Below are 23,571 nucleotides of genomic sequence, written 5' to 3' on the forward strand. Positions count from 1 at the left end.
CTACCTCTCGAATATAATTTTTTCTACCCCTGTTTTAGGATCTATTGTTGTAACCTTAGTAACATTTGGATTGGCCTTCAATCTTGGTAGTTCGATGTTTTCCCAAATATTTCCTGGTCGTAGTTCGCTACCAACTACAGCTCTTATTTCACCAGATACTTGCTCTGCGTAAACATTCGAAGCTTCCTCCCAAGCTGTTACACTTGAAGGAGTATTAAAATCCCATTCAGGCATTACAATGTTCGTATCATCAATCGTAGATTCTAATGTAACTCCTCCTTTATTTTTTGCTATTTTTTTCGCAACATCCATTCCTCCAATGCCATCTGTTCGTCCTGACCAGAAAAAAGCCGTATCTGGATCAGTTTTCAATCTACCTCTTATTAACTCAACATCAAAGTCAGTTTGAGTAAAATCTATTTTTGAATATCTATTTGAAAAAACAGGAATTACTGGTTTCCTATTGAAGACAGGAATTTTCCCTTTTACCTTACTATATACATCCAAGAACGTTGTATAGGGTTTATTGTAGTACTGATTGTATCCTACATAAGAGGTATACAGGGTACTTGCCAGTTGGAAGCTCTCAGTAACAGTTCTCACCTTTTTGATATTTTTTGCCCGATTGATTTCTTCCTGTGTAGCAGGTTTGCCTGTAAAAGGATCAATACCTTCTTCAATTATATAATAATCATATTTAGTTTGAAAAGCAGGATCTCGCCAACTAAGCATTTTTTGACTATCTAAAAGGAAATAGCGGTCTAGTAGGTAATCATAATTAGCTCGTTCTGTTTCAGATTTAAATAGTTGTGCATATGGATTCACATGAGCCATGGAGATCAATGTTTTAAGTTCTGGGTAGGCCTCTTCTAACGCTTCTTGATCCATTGCATCGATACGTTTCTTAAATTTCGGGTCCACCTTGGCTAATTCTGAAGGTAATAATCCTAAGTGATCATCCTTTACTTCATTATACCGCTTCCATAACAATTTGAGATCGTTCATATCCCATTTGGCAAGGATCGCATCACCTTGCCCCATATTCGTATACCTTTTATAGGCTTGAATCACATCTCCATACTCTTCCTCCAGTTCAGCACGTGACATTTTTGAGAGTTTTTCTTCTAATGTTTCAACTTTCGGATTCTTCACTTTGTTCAGAATGGCTTGACGTTTTTGCCATCCTAAAGAGGTTGTTTGCTTCCACGATAGATCAGATCCACTACTTGGAGGCAAGTAGGTTCCACTCGCAGCATCTTCTGTCGCTAGCAATTCTTTTGTTTAAATTAACACGCCTACAGAATCATCCTAATATCAAATTTTTTTGAGAAATACATAGACAAACTTCTTCTAAATTAATAAACTGACTTCAACATATGCTATAATTTAGTTATATTTTACAAAAAAGAAAGTTTCTAAATAATGCCCCTATTTGCTCATTAATGTAACTGGGCTGTTATGTCATTATCAGTTTTATGTTATATTTTCATATAGCTTTATCAAGGAGTTTCGTCTATGCTTCAATACCTTAAGCCTCTGCGCTGGTATCTTTTCTTTAATTTTCTCTTTAGTGGACTGTCCAATATTTGTACGGCTCTTCTTCCATACTTTACACAAGAGTTAATTCGTGGCCACTATCAAATAGCTTTGTCAGGTTATTGCATCGCAGTTATAGGTTACCTGACTTGCAACTACATCCAAATGCGACTTGACTGGAAACAGGCCATTCTCTTTTCGACAAATCTAAAGAACGATTGGTTTCAATCTCTTTTAGGACTTGCCCACCATGATTTCAAGCAGAAAACAGTCGCAGAATACATTTCTTATCAATCTAATGATCTTGATTCACTGGAAAAAGATTATCTACCTCCACTGATGAGTTTTTTTAAGCAGATTCTACGAATTTTGATTTATACCATCATTATTACCAAAACGATCAATCCAATAGTGGCACTGATCCTACTGATTTCAACAGCCATCAGTATTCAAATTCCAAAGATCGTTGGTCAATTGACTGCGAAGCGTAGACAAACCTATCTTGAAAAGCAAGGTGATTATTATCGTACCTTGGAGGATCTATTCCGAGGACATCACCTAGTTAACAAACTCACTCTACCTCATTTTATAGAGCAACAAAGAAGTTCTCTCAAAAACTTGCAGGATAAGTATCTTGGGTATGGTTTGACTAAAATTACAGGTATTCTCTTGACGGGTATTTCTTTTGAATTCATTAGCCTTATTCTCTTTTCCTATCTAGCTTACTCTCTATATCATCATCAAATTGGTATCCCTGAGGTGGTTGCAAGTTTTGGTTATATTACAGCCTTCTCAGAACCAATTCAAGAAATCCTTTACGATCTGCAAATGTTGGAGTCGGTAAAACCTGTAATTAAAAGCTTTCAAACTATTGTTAAGCATCCATCTTCAATTCAGTCACCACAGCCTTCCTTTAAAACGATCACATTGAAGAATCTTTCTAAACAACTTGGGGAATCAACATTGAAGATTTCTTTTGCCACCATTCACAAAGGAGATAAGATTGCTCTCATAGGAGAGAACGGATCAGGTAAGAGTAGCCTACTCAATATTTTAAATGGTACGGATGAGGATTTCCAAGGCGAGATCTTGCTGAATGATCTTCCTCTAAATCAGCTTTGGGGAAGATTTGGCCTGATCTTGCAACAAGAGCATAGCTTCATCTCTAGTTATGAAAATAATGTTACGCTATTCAATACTTTCCACGCAGAGTTTAAGGATGCGGAATTCGAAGCAACACCTCCTCAATCCCTGTCAGGTGGTCAACAACAACGTATGTACCTCAATCGAGAAAAAAACCGCCAGAGTCCATTAGTTATTATGGATGAACCTTTTTCAGCCTTGGATGCTCATCAGTTCGAGGCAGAATTGAAAAAAGTACTAGACTTACCGTGTGCTGTCATCATTACTTTACACCGACAGAATGAAGCACTGAAGAACTTTGACCAAGTCTGGGAAATTAGATCTGGAGAACTAATCATTCAAAAAAATGAGTAGACTTGCTTTCTCACGAAGATTTGTTTTACCATGATCAATACATCATCAGGCACAGATAGATTGAGGTCATCTTAACCTCAAAAAGAGAGTGGGACAGAAATCGGTAATTCGTTAGAATTCGATTTCGTCGTCCCACCTCCGCACAGTTGAGTAGGGCTGTAAAAGCTGATGAAATCAGCGTAGTAGAGCCCACTCAACCACTGCGTCTTGCTCGACAATCCAAAAATAATTGAGAGGCTAGGACTTTTGTCCCAGCCTCTTTTTTATATTTAATTGTATTTCTTCCAACCTCTTCTATTACATCTTTAATTTCAAAAGGGATGAATCGTTTGATCAGTGCATAAGTAAACTGGATTGATCTTCTCAATACTTCCTACTCGTCAGTGGACTTCTTAACTGTAATTACTCAACTAAAGATTTTATTCGTACAAATGCAAATCATGATTTGCACTCTCTATAAAAATTATCACTCATTTAAATACTCTTTTCCTTAAATCCTATTCTACCAAAATATACCCATGAATTCATTCTAAAACAAAAAGAGAGCAGCAAACTGAGCTACTCTCTTTTTGTTTTATTTTTCGACCATTCCGCCCTTGATAAGACTGTCTTTCGTTACTGAATAACTGACTGTTTTGTCATCTAGGGGATTAAAGCCTGGGACGATTTCTTTTAATTTATTAAAATCGATTTTTGTGTAATCAATGGTATTGCGGATATAAAAGATTCCGTCTTTGTATTCTGATGTTAGTTCAAATCCATGGCCCATCAGATCTTTGAATTTTTCTTGGCTCTTGGCAACGGCTTCTTTCATGGTTTCAAGAGGGTTCTCACCAGGCACTTTTGAGACGTCGTAATCATCAACTTTTTCTTGTAATAACAAGGTATCTCCCTTGTAATACAAGGTAATAGTTGACTTACCTGCTTCATCACTCGTTTCGAGAACGGTTTTTTGTGCACCTGCTAGTGCATCTTCTTTTTTACTTTCATCAGTTGATGACTCTTTTGTCTTCTCTTTAGCGGATGATTTGCTTGTTGCTTTACTGGTCGCTTTAGTAGACGATGGACTAGTAGATTTTGTACTCTCTTTTTGTGCGCAACCAGCTAAAAGAAGACCCGCTGTCAAGAAGACGGCTAACATTTTTGTGGTTTTATTCATTTTGAATACCTCACTTTTTTATGATGGTTAGGGAAATGACTGACGTCTGAAACGAGTCATTTGTCAAGATCAACTGTCGTTTTAGATGTTATTAAAAAAGTCTCAAAAATGATGTTCGCAGTCCCTCCTTATCGATCATTGTAGCCATCTGGGTGGCTGGAATGCCAAGCCCAGGCTGTTTGAATGATGGTTTCGATATTGTCAAATTTTGGTTGCCAGCCGAGGATGGCACGCGCCTTCTCAGAGGATGCGATCAGGGTATCTGGATCTCCTGGTCTGCGATCGGCCAGCTCAAGTAGGATCGGATGTCCTGTCACCTTGCGGGCTGCTTCAACGATTTGAAGATTGGAGAATCCAGTCGATGAGCCCAGATTAAAGGCAGTAGATGGGTTGCCATTTCGGAGATACTCCACTGCTAAAAGATGGGCATCTGCCAAGTCAAATGGATGGACATAGTCCCGAACATTGGTGCCATCTGGTGTCTTGTAGTCATCCCCAAAAATAGCGATCTTCTCGCGTTTGCCTTGGGCTACTTGTAAGACGATCGGCAAGAGATGGGTCTCTGGTCCATGGTCTTCTCCGATGGATCCATCTGGCTTAGCACCCGCTACATTAAAGTAACGAAGGGGCACGTACTTGATGCCGTAGGCTTGATCAGCCCAGCGCATGATGGTTTCCATCATGAGCTTGCTTTCCCCGTAAGGATTAATCGGCTTTTGTGGAGTGGTTTCAAGAATCGGAATTTCTTCTGGAATGCCGTAGGTGGCAGCAGTTGAAGAAAAGACGATGTAGTGCACCCCACATTCATGCATGACTTCCAAGAGTTTGACCATGCCTGCTGTATTGTTATCAAAATATTTCAATGGATCGGCCATGGACTCAGCAACCAGTGAATAGGCCGCAAAGTGGATGACCGCATCGATATCGGCATGTTCCTTAAAAACAGTGCGCATAAAGTCTTGATCCGCCAGGTCTCCTTGGTAAAAGACGGCATCTGGATGCACCGCTGCACGGTGGCCTGTGACCAGACTATCAACCACGACGACTTTTTCCTGTCCTTCATTGACCAAGCGGTCCACCATGTGGGAACCGATATAGCCAGCTCCTCCGAGTACGAGTATTGCCATTTGTTTTCCTTTCGCTTCTTGTCTTCTCTCTTATTGTACCAAATTTCTGCCGCTTCTCCACACTTAAAGTGTCGCAACAAAGCGTCTAAAGGCAGCTTGTCCTTCTGCTGTTCTCTTGTAGACTCCAGCATCTTCCAGCACGCGCGCAAAGATCTGGCCAACCGATTCACGGACAAGGGCCTCTGCCTCTGCTTCTTCTGTGATGGCTGGGTGAGTGGCTTTCAAATCATCTGCCCAAGCCTGGTGGTAGGTTGCCACTGTATTCTCACGTCCAAGCAAATATTCTTGAACCTGCTTGAGCTCTTCCTTGAGGCGAGGTGGCAAAATGGCCAAGCCCATGACTTCGATCAGGCCGATATTTTCTTTTTTGATGTGTTGCACATCCGCGTGCGGGTGGTAAATGCCATCGGGATGCTCTGGTGAGGTTTGGTTGTCACGGAGCACCAAGTCCAATTCATAATGCCCATCACGAATCCGTGCAATGGGGGTAATGGTATGGTGGGGCTGACCATCGGATGCTGCTAAGACCTGAACAGCTGGATCCGAGTAGCCTCGCCAGGCTGTGAGGATATGGTCTGCCAGGGCAATCAATTGCGCCTTGTCATCTGATTGCAGACGAAGAACTGACATGGGCCAGTTGACAATCCCTACCGATACAGCCTCAAATCCCTCAACGCTAAAGCTTTCCTCAACAGGAGCCAGCTCCATAGGGAAGGTATGTCGTCCGCCTTGGTAATGATCATGAGTCAGAATGGACCCCCCTACAATGGGCAGATCTGCATTGGACCCTGCAAAATAGCCTGGAAAAGTCTCGACAATGGTCAAGAGTCGCTCAAAGGTCTTGCGGCTAATGGCCATGGGAACATGCTGGCTATCGAGGAAAATGCAGTGTTCATTGAAGTAGGCATAAGGGGAATATTGAAAGCCCCAATCATGACCGTCCATATCAAAGCGAATAATCCTGTGATTAGCCCGGGCTGGATGGTCTAGGCGACCTTGATAGCCTTCATTTTCAAAACACAATTGGCAGGCTGGATAATGACTAGCTTTGGCAAGCTTGGCCGCCGCAATGTCTTTAGGATCTTTTTCAGGTTTTGACAGATTGATGGTGATTTCAAGAGAACCGTAGGGAGTTTCTGCCTCAAAGGCAATGTTTTGCGCAATCGCTTTGACCTTAATGTAATCATTGCGCATAGAGAGGGCATAGAAATCTGCAATCGCGTCTTCTTTGGACTGACGGTAGGTCTCCCAAAAGCGATGGTTGACCTGACTAGGGCTAGGGGTGATCCAATCCATCAACTCCGCACCCAAACTGTCTTTTGCGGCCATACCATCCTGGATCTTGCTATTTGCAACAGCGATCTCTACCAGCTGATCTTTGAGTGCGATCAACTCTTCTTTTTGGGCTGGAGCATCTAGCCCTTCTTCTCCAACGCGACTCATGATGCGATTTTTTAGATAAATCCGATCCATCTCTTCGTAGTCACTTGCCGCAATGACGGCTGTGACAAATGCATCTAATACCTGTTCTGTCATCCTATCTCCTTTTTAATCAAGTACCCGTGTTCCTGCCGCAACTTCTGCAATATAAAAGCTAGGCGCATAGCCAACGACTTCTTCATAGCGTTTGCCGACAGCTTCTTTAAATGCTTCAACCTTATCTTTGTTTACGAGGGCAATGGCGCAACCACCAAAGCCTGCTCCTGTCATACGAGCGCCCAAGACGCCTTCTTGTTCCCAGGCTGTATGCACCAAGGTATCCAATTCTAGACCTGTCACTTCGTAGTCATGCTCCAAGGATACGTGGGAAGCATTCATGAGACGGCCAAAGCCTTCCAAATCACCTGCTTCAAGGGCCTTACGAGCTTGGAGAGTTCGTTGGTTTTCAAGTACAGCATGGCGAGCTCGTTTGATGCGATTTTCATCCTTGATCAAGTAGCTGTAGGCATCAAAAGCCCAGAGATCCAGTTCCCCTAAGGTTTGGATATCCAATTTTTCTTGGAGTTCAGAGACGGCGGTTTCACATTCTGAACGACGTTCATTGTATTTTGAATCCGCTAATTCCCGGCGTTTGTTGGTATTCATGATGACTACGACATTGTCTTTGAGGTCCAGCGGTACCAGATCATACTCTAGGGTGTTGGTATCGAGATAAATAGCCCGTTGATCAGCTCCCATACCGATGGCAAATTGGTCCATGATCCCAGAGTTAACTCCGATGAAGTGATTTTCGGTTTGTTTTCCGATCTTGACCAGATCTAGACGATCTAACTGAAGATCATATAGTTTCTCAGCGATGACGCCAATCAAGAGCTCAAGGGAAGCTGAAGAAGAAAGACCAGATCCATTTGGAATATTGCCGTAGACATAGACGTCCATTCCGCTATCAATGACATGACCAGCTTCTTGCAAGAAGTGGAGTACGCCTTTTGGATAGTTGGTCCAGTTGTGTTCTTTTTCAAAGTGGAGGTTTTCAAGCGGAACTTCAATGATCCCCTTGTCTTCAAAGTTTCCTGAGAAGAAACGCAAGACCTTGTCCTCACGCTTTCTTGCCGCTCCGTAGGTACCAAGTGTAATGGCTGCTGGGAAGACATGCCCACCATTATAGTCAGTGTGTTCACCGATCAGATTAATCCGTCCTGGTGAAAAGAAAGTGTGGTCAGCCTTTTCCCCAAAGACAGCCTGGAATTTTGCTTGTAAATCTTGAGATGTGATTGTTGTCGTCATGAGAAACTCCTTTAGTTTTGTAAACGTTTTTATACTTGTATTATATCTGATCACAAGTAAAACTTCAAGTGTTTTTAGTAAAATTTTATTAATTTTTTATTTTATGTCAAAAAAAGGCTATAACAAAGGGTTTTCCTCCGTTTACAACTTCTATTCTATCATTGCCATTTCGAGTTAATTTTAGTAAAATTTTACCAAAAAATCTCAATTGGGAGTGACCCAATTGAGATTCTGAAACCCTTAGTGTTTCTTTCTTGGATAGACAAAAGATCCAAGGAAGGTTAAGAGGCTGACACCCATGAGGGCTAGGAGGTTCCCTGTTTGACCGGTCTTAGGCAATATCGATGAGGCAGGACTGGCTGACACGCTGACAGGAGCCTGATCAGTGGCTTGTTTCACAGCGATCGGAGTAACTTGTGGACCATCAAGAGGGCTAGCTTTTTCTTGCTTGCTAACAAGGACCTGTGTTCCTGTGTGACCAACCTCTACTGGTTGTGTCTGATGGGTTGGATCTTGGACTGGTGAAGTTGGATCTTGGGTTTCTGGTGTTGGTAATGGTGCTGGTGCTGGATAGAAGAGACCATGACCAATACGGTAGGCGTACTCTGTTTCCGACATTTTTCCATCTACAATTTTTGGAATATCTACCGGCAAGGTACCTAGGTGTTCCTTGCCATTGAAGATGACTTCCACTCCTGCAGGAATATTAGGACCGAAGGCATTGTCTGGTTTGAGAGATTCTGTCGGATCCATTCCCTTATTTCCATAGACCGCTAGAATGGCTTTGGCTGCTGGATAGTTGGCTACATCATAAGGTTTAGAGATGGAAAGGACAGCTGCTTTTTTATGGTTGGTGTTAGCATAATTGACGATTTCAGTTGGGATCTTGGTCCGCCAGAAATTTTTATCTAAATGCCCTTCATATCCAATCTCTGAAATCACCACGATGTGGGTGGCTTTCTCGAGGTCTTCTTTTAGACTATCAAGGGTGGATTCTTTGGTGAAGTTCTTGGCCACAAAGGAAGTGTCTTTTGGAAGCACTCCATCCGCGATTAAGCGACGCATGCCCAAATTTAGTCCAGGGACTTCATTTTCAAAGGCTCCTAAGAGTAAGACATGATCACCTGTTTGCACCTTAAATGGCAAGGTATTGTCTTCATTTTTTACAACCGTCACCGCTGCTGCTGCAATCTTACGTTCCAAGTCACGGTTGAGACTAGATCCGACTGCTTCTTCTGCTTTTTCAGCTGTCCGAGCACTTGGATCAAAATTTAGGACCCCACGTTTTTCTTTGAGAGTCAGGATCCGACGAACCGACTCATTTAAGCGCTCTTCTGAAATGTCACCGGTTTTCACGGCATCTACCACTGCATCTACAATGGTATCAATCTTGCTCAAATCGGCTTTACTGCGAAGGGTCGTTGGCATCAAGACTAGGTCAACTCCTGCTTTGATGGCCATTTTCACAGCTTCCACCTCACCGAAGTTCTTGGCAATGGCATCCATTCCCATGGCATCGGAGACAATCACGCCCTTATAGCCGTATTTCTTCCTTACCAAGCCCGTTAAAATATCATCTGAAAGTGTCGCTGGAACATAGATTTTCTCACCCGTTTCTTTTGACACGACCTGATCTTTTTCAATTTGAGGGTATTGGATATGAGCCGTCATCAAGAGGTCTACCCCTTCATCCATAGCTTTTTTGAATGGAAGGAGTTCCAATTTTTCAAGCTCAGCAAGAGATTTATCTACCAATGGCAGACCTGTATGGGAATCGACCGCTGTATCTCCATGACCTGGGAAATGCTTGGCTGCTACAGCCACATTGTAGTCCTGAATCCCCTTCATCATCGGAATACCAAGATAGGCAACCCGATTTGGGTCAGATGAGAAGGAACGAAGCCCAATCACAGGATTTTGAGGATTGTTATTGGTATCTAGAACCGGAGCAAAGTCCACATTCAAGCCTAGCGCAGAAAGTTCACGTCCGATGATTTGACCGGCTTCTTTCGCTAGTTTGGGATCATTGGTAGCCCCAATGGCCATATTGCCAGGAAGGGCTGTACCTGTCCCCAAGCGGTAGACGATCCCCCCTTCTTGGTCGATGGCTAATAATAGCGGAATCTTCCCGTTATTGGCTTTGTTTTCAATCGCTGCCTTTTGCATATCTTGCGTCATAGCCAGGGTCTGCTTGGTCTCTTTGACGTTTTCAGCAAAAAGAATGACGCCTCCAAAATCATATTTATCAATCGCATCCGCTACTTCAGCATTGACCTTGGTGAGATCCTGTGGCGACTCCTGATTAGCCTCCTGCCACTTACGGAAGTCCGGCATGATCATTTGAGTCACCTTTTGTTTAAGTGGCATGTTTTCAATCAGTTTTTCAACTTCCGGAGAGGCCGTCTCTGTCGATGTTACTGTTGGGGAGGCAGCAGGGACAGCTGCACGGTCTGTTGAAGTCGGCGTTTCGGCCACTTCTCCCTGATTTTCTGTGGTGCTTTCTGGCGTTGGAGAAGCCACCACCTCTTCTACTGTTGCTACCGGTTCGTTGGCTTGATCCGACGCTTGAGCTGTGTCTGCTTTTGCTGTCTGAACGGATAATAGAGCAAAAGCCGTTAATAGGGCCGCAGATGGATAAATTATTTTTTTCATAAAGCGACCTCCTTTCTTTCAATAGATATTGTACCATTGTTTTATAGCTTTGTAAACGGTTGCAAGGCGCTTGTTTTAAAAAAGGATAAGCATTTTTTACTTATCCTTTAGTTCGTTCATATTTTTTTAAAACACCATTTCTTGACCATTTTCTGTCACTTGGTAAGTTCCCTCAGCAAGATCGATTCGGGCTACTGCTGTGACAGTTTGGTCTTTATTTTGGCGCGTGATGACAATGGTATGATCATCTGGTGTTTCCACCTCAATGCTTCCTTCTAGGTCAAAAGCTTGCGAGTTATTCCGGAAACTAAAGAGCTTGAGAAGGGATTGCACGACCGGCCGCTCCACTTCTTGAGCAATTTCTTCATTGCTGTAGTAATGACGGTTGATATTGCGGCCTTCTTTGGTGTTTTCTAAGAGTTCCAAATCATTCTTCCCGGCTAGGAATCCAACATAATAAACTTGTGGAATACCTGGTGCAAAAGCTTGAATTAAGCGGGCTAGGAAGTACTTACGATCGTCATCTCCAAGCGCAGAATAGTAGGTCGAATTGATTTGGTAGATATCCAAGTTGTTGTACTCTGCTGTTGAATATTTGCGTTTAACATTTGCCCCAACCTTATAAAGCTCATTTGAAGCATAGTCAATCTCTTCATCCGTCAAGATATCCTTGACATCGACCACCCCAATCCCGTCATGGGTGTCCAGCGTCGTGAACTGCTTCATCGGACTCATCTTCAACCACTTGGCAAGGCGCTCCACTTTTGAGCTATAGAGGGTATAGAGGGTTACCATGGGTAGCGCGAAGTCATAGACATAATAGTCGTGATCGGCAATCTTAAATTGAATGGAATAGTGCTCATGAATCTCTGGAAGAAGCTCAGCACCGTAGCCTGCTGCCATATCGCGCACCTTATCCAACAAATCCCAAATGTCTGGCTCAACGAAGAAATCATTGGTGTCCAATTTCTTCACCGCATAGGCAAAGGCGTCCAAACGAATGAGGTCACAGCCATTGCTTGCCAGGTGTTCGATAGTCTTGCGAATAAAGTCCATGGTCACTTCCTTGGTCACGTCTAGGTCAATCTGCTCTTCCCCGAAAGTATTCCAGAGATGCTCAGTCGTCCCATCCGCAAAAGTGATTTCTTGCTTGGGAGCTCGGTCTTTGCGCTTATAAATCAAATCTACATCTGCTTGAGTCGGACGATTCTCCGGCCAGAACTTGTCCCAGTTGAGAAAGAGGTCCTTGTAAGCACTTTGGTCGTGCTTTTCTTGGTAGTCCTTGTAGTATTTAGACTGACGAGAAATGTGATTGATCATAAAGTCAAACATAAGATAGTACTTGTCGCCCAAGCGTTTGACATTTTCCCAATCTCCAAAGGCTGGATCCACTTGGTCATAGTCGACAGGCGCAAAGCCACGGTCACCAGTTGATGGGAAAAATGGCAAGAGGTGAACCCCACCTACTGCATCCCCAAAGTGCTTCTCCAGATTTTCATAGAGATCCTTCAGGTTATTTCCTAAGCTATCTGAGTAAGTAATTAACATGGTTTTGTTTTGAATTGGCATAATGGTTCCCTTTCTTTTTTGAAGAGGCTGGGACAAAAGTCCTAGCCTCTCAATTATTTTTGGATTGTCGAGCAAGACGCAGTGGTTGAGTGGGCTCTACTACGCTGCTTTCATCAGCTTTTACAGTCCTACTCAACTGTGCGGAGGTGGGACGACGAAATCGAATTCTAACGAATTACCGATTTCTGTCCCACTCTCTCCTTGAGTTTTTCTATTTTAGAATTGCTTCCTAGGATACGATTTAAATCAGCAAGCTGAATCGTCCCTTTGTATCTTATTTCTTATTTCACTGCGCCGTTGCTCATTCCTGCGATGATATGGCGTTGGAAGAAGAGATAGACAATGGTGATACTGATAATGCCGACAACGTAGGAAGCAAAGCTTGGTCCGTAGTCGTTGAAATATTGGCCTGCGTAGTTGTATTGGAACAAAGGCAGGGTCCACATTTTGGAATCCCGGTTCAAGACAAGGAGTGGCAACATGAAGTCATTCCAGAACCAAAGGGCATTGATGATCATGGTTGTCGCATGCATGGGTTTCATCATTGGGAAGATGATACGGAAATAAGTTGTAAACTTATTAGCACCATCAATTTCTGCTGCTTCATCCAAACTTTCTGGAATCGAGATTTTGATATACCCTACATAGAGGAAGAGGGTCTGCGGAATCGCATAGGTCAAGTAGAGCAAAATCAAACCAAAGGTATTAGCCAAACCGAGTTTACTCATCATAACCGTAATCGGAATCATGATGACTTGGAAAGGTACGAAGATTCCAAGGATCAAGAGGGTGTACATAATGGTAAAGGCTTTTCTCTTACTCATATTACGTGCGATGGAGTAGGCTGCCATAGGGATAAAGATCATTACTGCAAGTAAAGACAAGACAGTGATGACAACAGAGTTCCAATAATAACCACCGATTCCATCTGACAAGAGTCGACTAAAGTTGTCCCATGTGAAGTTCGTCGGGAATCCAAAGAAATTATCTACAATATCTTTGGTGGGTTTGAAGGAACTAAAGAGGGTGGCAAGGAGCGGCACTAAAATCAGAACCGATCCTAGAATCAATAGAATATATTTGCCAATCAAGGCTTTTCTTTCATCTTGTTTCATCGTGCTTCTCCTCTTAAATTTCAAATTTCTTAGATACTCTCAATTGGATGATCGAAATCACTACAATCAAGAAGAACAAGATTACGGCAATAGCATTGGCATAACCGAATTGGTTGTTTTTAAAGGCGTAGTTATAAACCAAGAGCCCAAGTGAGGTTGTGGCATTGTTTGGACCCCCACCAGTCATGGCAAAGACTTGGTCAAAGGCGGTAAGCCCACCTTTTAGGGCTAGGATAAAGACCATAGAGACACTTGGTAGTAAGTAAGGCAATTCAACATTCCAGAAGACTTGCTTGCTCGTCGCGCCATCGATTCTTGCTGCTTCTGTAATCTCGGTTGGAATAGATTGCAGACCAGCTAGGAAGATAATGATGGGCATAGCTACTCCTTGCCAAAGAAGGACAAAGACAGCCGCGAATATTGCTCCCCACTTAGTCCCTAAAAGACTGGTTTGGAGAAACTCGATATGAAGTGCATTCCCAATCGCTGGTAGACCGTAGTTGAAGACTTGTTTGAAGATCAACGCCACTGTCAAGCCGGACAAAACTGCTGGGAAGAAAAACCAAGCACGGAAGAAGGTTTGGCCTTTGATTTTAGAGTTTAAGACACGCGCAATGAAGATCCCAAGGGCAATCTCACCAACTACCATGGCAATCGTGATGATTGCAGTAAAGCCAATCGCATTCATGAATTTTGGATCCATAAAGAGGAGCTTAAAGTTGTTCAAGCCAACAAATTTGTAGTTATAGGTCAAACCTGTCCAGTTGGTAAAACTGTAAAAGGCTCCTTGGAACATTGGCACATAGAAGAAAATTGCTTGTAATAAGAGGGGAATGACCACAAAAGCCCATGCCCAATATTTTTGTAATACTTTTTTCATCGTCTCTCTACTCCTAATCCACATCCGCTTTCATCGGGTTAAAGAAGGCATTCAAATCATTGACCATTCCTTGTTTATCACCTGTCAAGACATAGTTCATCGTCAAGGTATGGAAGTCTGCTTCACTGGTCCAGTATTGTTGCAACCACACCAAGTGACGATCCGTAAAGGCATATTTGGTCATCCCAGCAAGCGGTGAATCCTCTCCTGCTTGTTTGACCCCTTCGATCGCTGTTGGAGATCCGTCCACATCATAGTACTTTTGCATGACTTCTGGACGGGTCATGTATTCCACAAAGGCATTGGCTTCTTTTGGATGTTTGGTAGTAGCTGAGATAGACCATGCTAAGTCTCCCGCACCAACAGTTAAGCTTTGTCCTTTTTCTTTCCCTGGAATCATGAAGGTCCCAATCTTAAATTTCGGTTTTTGTTCATTGATCGCTGTAATGGCCCAAGACCCATTTGGTGTCATGAGGACATCTCCACGCGCGAAGGCACCAATAACATCTGTATAGCCAGCGCCTTCCCAGTTCTTTTGCTTAGATCCTTTAATACGAAGGATATCCATGACCTTGATATCATCCTTCATAATCGGATCAGACAATTTAATGGAATTTGGCTGAGAATAACGAAGGTATTGGTTGGCTTCTTTTCCGCCACCTGCTGCTGTCGCAAAGGCCAATTGATTGTACCCATTGAGTGTCCAAGCTTCTGCTCCTGCAATCCCAAATGGAGTTTGTCCTTTGGCAACGATGTCTTTTACCAACTGTTCAAATTCGTCCCAAGTTTCAGGAACCTTCAAGCCCAATTCTTCGAATTTATCTTTGTTGTAGTAGATTCCGTAAGCATTGGCTGTGAAAGGAACGTTGTAGACTTTTCCGTTGACAGCATATTTTTCAGCGTAGCCATTTTTCACACGTTTCAGATAGTCTTTATTGCTTAAATCTTCGAAGACACCCGCTTTCGCCCATTCTTGCAGTTCGATAGACTGTGGGTAAATATTGACCACATCTGGTACATCACCTGCGAGGACACGGGTCTTCAACACCTCACCAGCGTTTGGTACATTGACAACTTTGACCTTGACCTTTGGATTTTCCTTTTCAAAATCACGCGCGATTTCTTCCAAGGTTTTGGTCATTTCTTTTTTCTGGTTGAAATACTCGATGGTCACTGTGCCATCCGCAGATTTACCATCGTTGGAGCAAGCGCCAAGCCCAAACAAGGCTAAGCCTGTAGTCGCAAGAAGTCCGATTTTTTTATACCATTTCATTTGGCTGTCTCCTTTTATTTTTTGACAAAAACATATTGTTTGCTGAGGAAATCTCCCTGAGGAAGAACGACGGTTAAGCCGGCATACATGAGCTCAGCTCCTGAATAGACTTGGTCCGTCCCTTCTAAGCGATAGAGCGCATCTTCTTCCAACCCTTTGAGTTTCAGAGTCGGCTCGATCTCTTCGACCGTTGATAAGACCCGTACATAGGTTACAACCGTGCGGTCTTGATAAGTGAACTGGACGGCTGCTTGATTGCTACCATGACTTGGATTGATCAAGCGGTAGTGTTTTCCGAATTGAACCAGTGGTCGAATCGTTTTGTAATGAGCGACTTGAGCTGCGATCCTATCCAACTCTTCTTGCGGAAGACTGGTTAGATCCAATTCATAGCCTAGATTTCCCATCATGGCTACATGACCTCGCGTTTCAAGCGGTGTCATCCGTCCCATCTGGTGATTTGGAACCGCTGAAACGTGAGCCCCCATAGAAATGGTAGGATAGAGATAACTCGATCCGTACTGGATCGGAAGTCTGGCAATGGCATCCGTATTGTCACTTGCCCAGACCTGTGGGAAGTAACGCATCATACCAAGGTCATTGCGGCCACCACCACCGGAGCAAGACTCAAAGAGGATGTTCTCGTACTTCTCTGTCAAGTAAGAAACCACTTCATAGAGACCCAGGATATAAGCATGAGATTGCATCTTGGTTTCAAGGTAGGTTTTACCATTTCCAAGTTTGGTGATATTGCGGTTCATATCCCATTTGATATAGTCGATCTCATGCTTTCCAAGTATGTCATCCAAGACCTGCTTGATATAAGCCACCACTTCTTTATTGGAGAAATCGAGCACCAGTTGATTCCGTGAATGGGTGTGTTCGTAGCCTGGGACTTGAATAGCCCAGTCCGGATGAGCCCGATAGAGGTCGCTATCAACAGAAATCATTTCTGGCTCCACCCAAAGGCCAAATTGAAGCCCCTTGTCGTGGATGCCCTGGATCAATTCTGCTAGACTTCCTCCTAATTTTTCTTCATTGACAGTCCAGTCACCAAGGGCCCGATTGTCATCATAGCGATTGCCAAACCAGCCATCATCAAGAACAAAGAGTTCGATTCCCACTTTTTGAGCCTCATCTGCTAGCTCCAATAATTTTTCTTTTTTAAAATCAAAGTAGGTGGCTTCCCAGTTGTTGATCAGAATTGGACGTTCTTTATGAGCATAGGGACTAGGAATGATATGATTTTGGACAAATGCTTGACTTTCTTGACTGAGGCCAGTCAATCCCTCATGTGAGTAGCTGATCATGGCTACCGGCGTATCAAAGAGCTGATTTGGCGCTAACTCCCAAGAGAAGTTTTCTGGATTGATTCCCAATCCAACCCGAACTTCATTGAGTTGATTCTTTTGAACAAATCCTTCAAAATTCCCACTGTAGAGCAGTTGGAAGGCAAGGGCTGAACCGGCATCTTCGGTCACTTCATGATCTGCTAGAATGAGGGCTGGGGTCTGCGCGTGTCCAGAAGCACCACGGTTGGAGCTGATGGAGAAGATTCCTTGCTCTACTTGCTGGCGGCGGACTGTTTTTTCTCTCGCATAGGCCCCTTGAAGGGTGATGACATCGTAGTCACCAGCTGGGACATCGGCCAACACACTAAGAGCCTTGTGGATCACGACGGTTTCATCACTCCAGTTTTCAATCTTTGAAAAGCTAGTGATGGTTGCCCGATCTTCGTAGGCTATGTAATAGAGGGTCAACCGGAGGGCCGCTTGATCATCTTCAAAGACCAAGGCCAAGGTTTCAGCACTATCTACTGTATGTGGATTGGGAAGACCAGTTGCATCGACACTGCCAGAGTAGATATTGGCTCCGACATAGAGGAAATCCGTCACCTCTGTGGCACCGTGCTGGATTTGAATAGACGGCTTTCGAAAATCTCCAAGCCCATGCTGTCCTAAGATTTGACGTTGGGTATCCAAGCTGAAGGTTCGATTGTCAGGTGTTGGATTTCCAGAGAAAGCATGATCCTTCTCATGTACGGTATTGGAAAAATGATAAGACGGGATCGGACGCCCCAGATGCTTAAGCATCAGGTAGCCATCTCGATTTTCAAGGATCAGGCTCAGTCCCTTACTTTCTACATAGAACAAATTCTGTTCAATACGAATTGCCATATCTTCCTCCATTGGGCCCGAAATAATATCACTATGTATTTTTAAATTCGGTTCCAATAACTTTCTTTTTTAGCATGTCTTTATTTTACTCGTTGTAAACGCTTCCGAAAATAGAATTTTGTTGCACATATATGGTAAAATGTTAGGTAGGAGGTTCAACCATGTCAGTCTTTTCTGAATACCAAACCGACACTATTGACCTAGCCCTTGATTTTTATGGCTACGAAGATTGTCCGAAGAATTATGAATTTGGTCCTAGCGTCCGAGATAATTTTGTACTGCATTTTGTTACCAAGGGAAAGGGAGTCTTCCACTTCAATAAAAAAGAAATCCACCTAGAGGCCGGGGATCTCTTTCTTCTCCCCAAAAATAAAGTGACCTACTACAAGGCCGATGCCGAAGAACCTTGGTCCTACTACTGGATTGGCATCAGTGGCACCAAGGTGAGTGATTTCATGCGTTTTTCAACCCTGCATGAAAAAGGCTTTTTAAAGAAAACAGAAGTGGAAACAGAAAAGATCGGCCAGTTTATGGAGCGACTCGTCCACAAGGCAGAGGCTTCGAAAATGACTTCTCACTACCAACTCCATCTCCTCTCGCAGATCTATGAACTACTATTTCTAATCAGTGAAGTGGCTCCCGATATCCATCGGAGTCATCCATCTCCCACCTATCAGCTCTATCTGACCTGTAAGCATGTGATTGAGACGCATTACGGTAAAGAACACTTGAGTATTCAAGAGATCGCCGATGACCTCAATGTCCATCGCTCCTATCTGACAACTGTCTTTAAGGAGTTTCACCAGATCTCTCCCAAGGAATTCTTGCACTCGGTCCGCATGCAGCGTGCCCAACAGTTACTGACCAATACGGACGAGAGCATCAAGATTGTGGCCTACTCGGTTGGCTTTTCAGATCCCCTCTATTTTTCAAAGGCTTTTAAGGCCTATAGCCAACTGACTCCTAGCCAATATCGTAGCAAACATAAAATTTAGTAAAATTTTATTTCTTTTTACTATTTTTTAGAGTATACTGGAAGTAGAAATCAATAAAGGATGAACTATGGCAACGATTAAAGACATTGCGGAAAAAGCAGGCGTTTCTCAGGCAACGGTCTCTCGCGTCCTCAACCAGGATATGACCTTATCGGTTAGTGAAGACACGCGCAGTCGGATTCTTCGCATCGCCGAGGACCTGCATTACCAAAAGAAAAGCCGCAAAACAGCGCCTCAACCAGTTGAGGATTTTCATAAAATCGTCATTTTTGAATGGTACACGCGCGAAGAAGAATTAGATGACCTCTACTACTATGCCATTCGGATGGGGTTAGAAAAACAAGCCCAGGAATTAGGCTATGAGATCTTTCGTATCTTCAATAATGACGATTGGTCCTTGATTCAAGAGGCAGACGGCATCGTCGCTCTTGGGAAATTCAGTCCTAAGACCATTCGAGATCTAGAAAGCTACGGCAAACCCCTGATCTTTGTCGATAGCAATACCCTCTATTTAGGGCATTCCTGTGTGACGACCGATCTAGAAGATTCTGTCATCACCGCTCTCGAATATTTCCTTGAGCATGGCCACAAGGAGATCGGTCTCTTGGTTGGTCAGGAAGAGACGGCAGATGCGACACCGCTTCAGATGGATCCTCGTCAACGAGTCTTTCAACAGTATCTCACGGAGAAAGGGCTCTATCAGGATCGCTTTGTCACTGTCGGCCAGTTCTCAACTGAGTCGGGCTATCAGATGATGGAGCAGCTGATTCAAGCACTGGGCGACGACTTGCCAACTGCCTTTTTCATGGCCAGTGATGCCATAGCTGTCGGAGCCCTTCGGTCCCTTCAGGAGCACCAAATCGCAGTACCTGATCGCGTCAGTCTCATTTCCTTCAATGATACTTCCATCGCCAAGTATGTCTTTCCTGCCCTCTCTACAGTGACCGTCTACACAGAAGAAATGGGCAAGCAAGCCATTCAGCTGTTGCGACAAACCTTTCAGGGGGCTCAACCAAGTGTTCCCTGCATGGTCAAATTAGCCACCAAACTGACGATTCGAGACAGCAGTCGCTAGGAGGTCTTAGTCTTATGAAAACACACGAAATCCTCTTTCAAACCCTTTCTCAGGCAGATGATTACGTCAACGGGGAACAGTTGGCAAAAGAATTAGGCGTTTCCCGCACCTCCATCTGGAAGGCTATTCAGCGCCTGGAAAAAGATGGGGTCGTCATCGAATCCCTAAAAAAGAAGGGTTATAGACTGGTCTCAGGCGATATTCTGCTTCCTGAAGTCATCGCCAGCAATACCCAGTTGACCGTTACTTTGAATGAAGAATGTCATTCTACCCAATTGGACGCAAAATTAGGCATGGAAGCCCATAAAGAGGGCAGGGCTCTCTACCTGGCCAAGTCCCAATCTGCTGGAAAGGGCCGCTTTGGTCGCGACTACTACTCTCCCGATCAAGGGGGCATCTACATGTCCCTTCACCTCAAGCCCCAACTCCCACCTGCGGAGCTCCCTCCTTATACCCTCATGGTCGCAGGAGCCATCTATAAGGCTATTAAAAATCTGACCCTGATCGATGTCGATATCAAATGGGTCAACGATATTTACTACCGCCATAAAAAAATTGGGGGAATCCTAACCGAAGCCATCACATCCATCGAGACTGGCCTTGTCACAGATGTCATTATCGGAGTCGGTCTCAATTTAGCCATCCCTACTTTCCCAGAAGATCTAGAAAGCAAGGCTGGTTCCTTATTTGAAGGCCCTTGTCCCATCACCCGCAATGACCTCATCAGCGAGATTTGGAGGGAATTTCTTCATACGGATATCGATGAACTAGTCTACCTCTACAAAGAGCGCTCCCTGGTCTTAGGACGAACTGTCACCTTTGAGCAGAACCAGCAGACCTATCAGGGCATCGCCAAAGACATCTCCGATACCGGCCAACTCTTGGTCCAGTTAGAAAATCAAGAAGAAATCTGGCTCAATAGCGGCGAAGTCTCCCTCAAGCAGTGGAATCTATAAAACAGAGCTCACAACTCAAAAAAGAGTCTGGGACAAAACGCTGTCTCAGACTCTTTTGTGTAAAGAAATATCAAAACTTTTTAAACCAATTCTTGATATACTCTAAGCATATATCCAGTAAGAATTTGATAAATAATAATACAATTCCAATCTTCACAAACATGTAATATTTAAATGTGGTGTCATCAAATTCACTCACAAAAATCGGAAAGATGAGAATATTAGACGGATTGATAAGAAAATAAAGTGAGATACAAATGGATAAAACCAGCGCTACTATAAAAATTTTTTTATGTATTTGCATTTTTTAGCTTTTACTTTCTTGGTTGACAACATTAAATACCAATCCCCAATTTTATATAGCCTGATTAATTCTTTCATTCCCCTTTCTAACAGGCTATTTTCTAGTTCTTACACCTTCATCATATACAAATTTCAAAATAATACAAGTCTGTTTTTCTAATTATTTTCATGATATAATAATAAAGTTTGAATATTAAACAAAAAACTCAGTAACTATTCCAACAAACTCTATAAAATTAACTTTTTAGATAGCGCCATGATATATTTAAGCTACTAAACAGTTCAATTCAGTATGTTTTTTGCCCTACTTTATATCATGACATTGAAAATACCTAAAAGCGCCTTCCGAAATTCAATTAAATTTCAACATTATTAATTATTCTCAATATGAAAGTCCTTTCCAAATCCATGCAGGGGGCATCTAAATCAACAGGAAAAAGCCTTGAAATCAAGGCTTTTTTCTTGTCTATAGCAGATTTATTTTTGTATTCATTAACAATTAATAATTGAGAATCAAATTGAACACAGTAAACAAATCCGATCCTTTCATACTCTACCAAACACCATCCCCCTATTATCCCCCCACTTGTGGTATGATGGTAGAGTATGTTTAGGTGCTAGCAACCCTGCTCGAGCACCTCCGTGCTAAAAGGAGAACGAATATGAAAATCGCATGGAATGAAATGAAATACCAACCCAAGAAGTTTATCCTGATTGAACTCCTCATTACCATCCTCATGTTTATGGTGGTATTCTTGTCCGGGCTGACAAATGGACTGGGCCGGTCGGTATCGGCCCAAATCGATAACTATGGGTCGCTACATTACATCCTTTCGACAGATTCAGAAGGGATTATTCCCTTTTCAACTATTACGGCGAAAGACGTAGATGAGGTCCAAAAGATAGAGGGGATGGACTATTCTGGCTTGTCCATCCAGCGGGCAACCGTCTCAAAATCAGAGGATTCCAACACTCTGGATATCACCTACTTCGCGACCGATCACAATGAAGAGGAAATCCTCAATCCAATCATAGACGATGCAGACCTCAAGATCTCCGACTTAAAGAAAAACGAGGTCATTTTGGACAGTTCTTTCAAAGAGGATGAGGGGATCCAAGTCGGCGATCACGTGATCGACAAAACTTCTAAGCAAAAACTCAAGGTCGTGGCCTTCGCGAAAAATGCTAAATACGGTTATAGCGAGATTGGCTTTATCAGCTCGGATACCTACACAGGCATGCGGCAAAAAACAGATCCAAGCTATCAATGGCAAGCCCAAACCCTTGTGACCAAGAAAAGCATCACTTCTAGCGATCTAGCCAGCAACTTGATGGTGGCGGATAAGAAGCAGGTGATCGATAAAATCCCTGGCTACAAGGCTCAAAACCTGACGCTACGGATGATCACTTGGGTGCTCTTACTCGCTTCTTCTGCTATCCTTGGGGTCTTCTTCTATATCCTGACCCTGCAAAAGTTGAAACAGTTTGGTGTCCTAAAGGCCATTGGCATGTCCATGAGCCAGATTACCTATGTCCAACTATCCCAGCTCACCATCATCTCCCTCATCGGAGTACTGCTGGGGCTTGGTTTGGCAACTATGATGGCGCCATTTTTACCCAATAGCGTCCCTTCCTTTATGACCCTGAAAGACAATCTCATCATCTCGGTTAGCTTTATCCTGACCTCTATTTTGTGTGGTGCCTTGTCCCTTGTCAAAATCAAAAAAGTAGATCCAATCGAAGTCATTGGTGGAAATGGAGAATAAGATGGCCATTATCGCATTAGAAAATATCAGAAAATCCTACGCCGATGGCAGCCAGATGCACCATGTCCTCAACCAGCTAGAGTTAAGCGTCGAACCCAATGAATTTGTCGCCATCTTGGGCCCTTCAGGATCTGGTAAGTCCACGCTTTTAGCCATCGCTGGCTTGCTTTTATCAGCGGATGAGGGGCGGATTCGCATCGCAGGCCAAGACTTGACTGGACTCAACCAAGGCCAGTGGACGCAAAAACGGCTGGAATTGCTCGGCTTTATCTTTCAGGATCACCAGCTCCTCTCCTATATGAAAATCGGTGACCAGTTAGAACTGGTGGCCAAATTAAAAGGGGAAAAGGACAAGAAAAAACGCCAAGAGGAAGTCAAGGCTTTGTTGGCAGATCTTGGCATCGAAGCTTGTTACCACCAATACCCGAATCAGATGTCGGGTGGACAAAAACAACGGGCAGCCATCGCTCGCGCCTTCATCGGAAATCCACAGGTCATCTTAGCCGATGAACCAACCGCTAGCCTAGACCCAGATCGAGGGCAAGAAATCGCCCAATTGATCCAAAAAGAAGTCAAATCCAAAAACAAGAGCGCCATCATGGTCACCCATGACCGCTCCATCCTGACCTATGTGGATACCATTTATGAATTAAAACACGGCCAATTGCATAAGGTAGAAAAGGTTGATTAAATACAAAAAGAGGCTGGGACAAAAGTCCTAGCCTCTCAATTATTTTTGGATTGTCGAGCAAGACGCAGTGGTT

General features: G+C 43.4%; 17 protein-coding genes and 1 pseudogene. 6 read left to right on the top strand and 12 right to left on the bottom strand.

Going from position 1 to position 23,571, the window contains the following annotated elements:
- Positions 1-1,257: pseudogene (locus tag HMPREF2685_RS10750) on the bottom strand (hypothetical protein); the annotation flags it as partial.
- 258 nt (positions 1,258-1,515) lie between these two features.
- Here HMPREF2685_RS10750 and HMPREF2685_RS07415 point away from each other — a divergent pair.
- Positions 1,516-3,033, top strand: coding sequence for an ATP-binding cassette domain-containing protein (locus HMPREF2685_RS07415; RefSeq protein ID WP_070466169.1), 1,518 nt, complete (start codon positions 1,516-1,518; stop codon positions 3,031-3,033).
- 574 nt (positions 3,034-3,607) lie between these two features.
- Here the strand turns inward: HMPREF2685_RS07415 and HMPREF2685_RS07420 are convergent.
- The 10 genes from HMPREF2685_RS07420 to HMPREF2685_RS07465 all read right to left on the bottom strand — a co-directional run bounded on the left by HMPREF2685_RS07420 (position 3,608) and on the right by HMPREF2685_RS07465 (position 17,712).
- The gene (locus tag HMPREF2685_RS07420) at positions 3,608-4,192 is read right to left on the bottom strand and encodes a DUF1307 domain-containing protein (RefSeq protein WP_003007820.1); all 585 of its coding nucleotides are present in this window, start codon (positions 4,190-4,192) and stop codon (positions 3,608-3,610) included.
- A gap of 128 nt (positions 4,193-4,320) precedes the next feature.
- A complete protein-coding gene (galE, locus tag HMPREF2685_RS07425; RefSeq protein ID WP_070466171.1) occupies positions 4,321-5,319 on the bottom strand; it encodes a UDP-glucose 4-epimerase GalE in 999 nt (332 codons plus the stop codon).
- A 63-nt stretch (positions 5,320-5,382) separates the two neighbouring features.
- Positions 5,383-6,855, bottom strand: coding sequence for a UDP-glucose--hexose-1-phosphate uridylyltransferase (galT, locus tag HMPREF2685_RS07430; protein ID WP_070466173.1), 1,473 nt, complete (start codon positions 6,853-6,855; stop codon positions 5,383-5,385).
- A 12-nt stretch (positions 6,856-6,867) separates the two neighbouring features.
- Positions 6,868-8,046, bottom strand: coding sequence for a galactokinase (locus HMPREF2685_RS07435; protein WP_371106551.1), 1,179 nt, complete (start codon positions 8,044-8,046; stop codon positions 6,868-6,870).
- Between the two features lie 240 nt (positions 8,047-8,286).
- Positions 8,287-10,698 carry a glycoside hydrolase family 3 N-terminal domain-containing protein gene (locus HMPREF2685_RS07440; protein WP_070466175.1) on the bottom strand — a complete coding sequence of 804 codons (2,412 nt, stop codon included), beginning with the start codon at positions 10,696-10,698 and terminating at the stop codon, positions 8,287-8,289.
- A gap of 126 nt (positions 10,699-10,824) precedes the next feature.
- Positions 10,825-12,267: a sucrose phosphorylase gene (gene gtfA / locus HMPREF2685_RS07445; protein ID WP_070466177.1), complete on the bottom strand. Its 1,443-nt coding sequence runs from the start codon at positions 12,265-12,267 to the stop codon at positions 10,825-10,827.
- 281 nt (positions 12,268-12,548) lie between these two features.
- Positions 12,549-13,382 carry a carbohydrate ABC transporter permease gene (locus HMPREF2685_RS07450; protein ID WP_023918448.1) on the bottom strand — a complete coding sequence of 278 codons (834 nt, stop codon included), beginning with the start codon at positions 13,380-13,382 and terminating at the stop codon, positions 12,549-12,551.
- Positions 13,383-13,395: 13 nt separating this feature from the next.
- Positions 13,396-14,262, bottom strand: coding sequence for a carbohydrate ABC transporter permease (locus tag HMPREF2685_RS07455; protein ID WP_023022883.1), 867 nt, complete (start codon positions 14,260-14,262; stop codon positions 13,396-13,398).
- A gap of 13 nt (positions 14,263-14,275) precedes the next feature.
- Entirely contained in the window at positions 14,276-15,535 is a 1,260-nt protein-coding gene (locus tag HMPREF2685_RS07460) for an extracellular solute-binding protein (RefSeq protein WP_003007827.1), read from the bottom strand.
- 14 nt (positions 15,536-15,549) lie between these two features.
- Complete coding sequence (locus HMPREF2685_RS07465; RefSeq protein WP_070466179.1) at positions 15,550-17,712, bottom strand: alpha-galactosidase; 2,163 nt, start codon at positions 17,710-17,712, stop codon at positions 15,550-15,552.
- A 161-nt stretch (positions 17,713-17,873) separates the two neighbouring features.
- Here HMPREF2685_RS07465 and HMPREF2685_RS07470 point away from each other — a divergent pair, with 161 nt between their 5' ends.
- From HMPREF2685_RS07470 to birA, 3 genes are all read left to right on the top strand, one after another.
- Entirely contained in the window at positions 17,874-18,707 is an 834-nt protein-coding gene (locus HMPREF2685_RS07470; RefSeq protein WP_070466181.1) for an AraC family transcriptional regulator, read from the top strand.
- A 67-nt stretch (positions 18,708-18,774) separates the two neighbouring features.
- Positions 18,775-19,782, top strand: a complete 1,008-nt coding sequence (locus HMPREF2685_RS07475) for a LacI family DNA-binding transcriptional regulator (RefSeq protein WP_070466183.1) — start codon at positions 18,775-18,777, stop codon at positions 19,780-19,782.
- A gap of 14 nt (positions 19,783-19,796) precedes the next feature.
- Positions 19,797-20,738 (top strand): bifunctional biotin--[acetyl-CoA-carboxylase] ligase/biotin operon repressor BirA, encoded by a 942-nt coding sequence (birA, locus tag HMPREF2685_RS07480; RefSeq protein WP_070466185.1) that lies wholly within the window; start codon positions 19,797-19,799, stop codon positions 20,736-20,738.
- A gap of 659 nt (positions 20,739-21,397) precedes the next feature.
- Here birA and HMPREF2685_RS07490 read toward each other — a convergent pair.
- Positions 21,398-21,601 (bottom strand): hypothetical protein, encoded by a 204-nt coding sequence (locus HMPREF2685_RS07490; protein ID WP_070466188.1) that lies wholly within the window; start codon positions 21,599-21,601, stop codon positions 21,398-21,400.
- Between the two features lie 102 nt (positions 21,602-21,703).
- Between HMPREF2685_RS07490 and HMPREF2685_RS07495 the strand changes: the two genes are divergently transcribed.
- The gene (locus HMPREF2685_RS07495; protein ID WP_070466190.1) at positions 21,704-22,807 is read left to right on the top strand and encodes an ABC transporter permease; all 1,104 of its coding nucleotides are present in this window, start codon (positions 21,704-21,706) and stop codon (positions 22,805-22,807) included.
- Between the two features lies 1 nt (position 22,808).
- Positions 22,809-23,498 (top strand): ABC transporter ATP-binding protein, encoded by a 690-nt coding sequence (locus tag HMPREF2685_RS07500; protein ID WP_070466191.1) that lies wholly within the window; start codon positions 22,809-22,811, stop codon positions 23,496-23,498.
- The last annotated feature ends 73 nt before the right edge of the window (positions 23,499-23,571 follow it).

This window comes from Streptococcus sp. HMSC074F05 (assembly GCF_001808725.1).
Taxonomy (GTDB): domain Bacteria; phylum Bacillota; class Bacilli; order Lactobacillales; family Streptococcaceae; genus Streptococcus; species Streptococcus parasanguinis_I.

Coding starts and splice junctions, on each gene's coding strand:
- HMPREF2685_RS07415 (WP_070466169.1), top strand. CDS start 1,516: ATGCTTCAATACCTTAAGCCTCTGCGCTGGTATCTTTTCTTTAATTTT.
- HMPREF2685_RS07420 (WP_003007820.1), bottom strand. CDS start 4,192: ATGAATAAAACCACAAAAATGTTAGCCGTCTTCTTGACAGCGGGTCTT.
- galE (WP_070466171.1), bottom strand. CDS start 5,319: ATGGCAATACTCGTACTCGGAGGAGCTGGCTATATCGGTTCCCACATG.
- galT (WP_070466173.1), bottom strand. CDS start 6,855: ATGACAGAACAGGTATTAGATGCATTTGTCACAGCCGTCATTGCGGCA.
- HMPREF2685_RS07435 (WP_371106551.1), bottom strand. CDS start 8,046: ATGACGACAACAATCACATCTCAAGATTTACAAGCAAAATTCCAGGCT.
- HMPREF2685_RS07440 (WP_070466175.1), bottom strand. CDS start 10,698: ATGAAAAAAATAATTTATCCATCTGCGGCCCTATTAACGGCTTTTGCT.
- gtfA (WP_070466177.1), bottom strand. CDS start 12,267: ATGCCAATTCAAAACAAAACCATGTTAATTACTTACTCAGATAGCTTA.
- HMPREF2685_RS07450 (WP_023918448.1), bottom strand. CDS start 13,382: ATGAAACAAGATGAAAGAAAAGCCTTGATTGGCAAATATATTCTATTG.
- HMPREF2685_RS07455 (WP_023022883.1), bottom strand. CDS start 14,262: ATGAAAAAAGTATTACAAAAATATTGGGCATGGGCTTTTGTGGTCATT.
- HMPREF2685_RS07460 (WP_003007827.1), bottom strand. CDS start 15,535: ATGAAATGGTATAAAAAAATCGGACTTCTTGCGACTACAGGCTTAGCC.
- HMPREF2685_RS07465 (WP_070466179.1), bottom strand. CDS start 17,712: ATGGCAATTCGTATTGAACAGAATTTGTTCTATGTAGAAAGTAAGGGA.
- HMPREF2685_RS07470 (WP_070466181.1), top strand. CDS start 17,874: ATGTCAGTCTTTTCTGAATACCAAACCGACACTATTGACCTAGCCCTT.
- HMPREF2685_RS07475 (WP_070466183.1), top strand. CDS start 18,775: ATGGCAACGATTAAAGACATTGCGGAAAAAGCAGGCGTTTCTCAGGCA.
- birA (WP_070466185.1), top strand. CDS start 19,797: ATGAAAACACACGAAATCCTCTTTCAAACCCTTTCTCAGGCAGATGAT.
- HMPREF2685_RS07495 (WP_070466190.1), top strand. CDS start 21,704: ATGAAAATCGCATGGAATGAAATGAAATACCAACCCAAGAAGTTTATC.
- HMPREF2685_RS07500 (WP_070466191.1), top strand. CDS start 22,809: ATGGCCATTATCGCATTAGAAAATATCAGAAAATCCTACGCCGATGGC.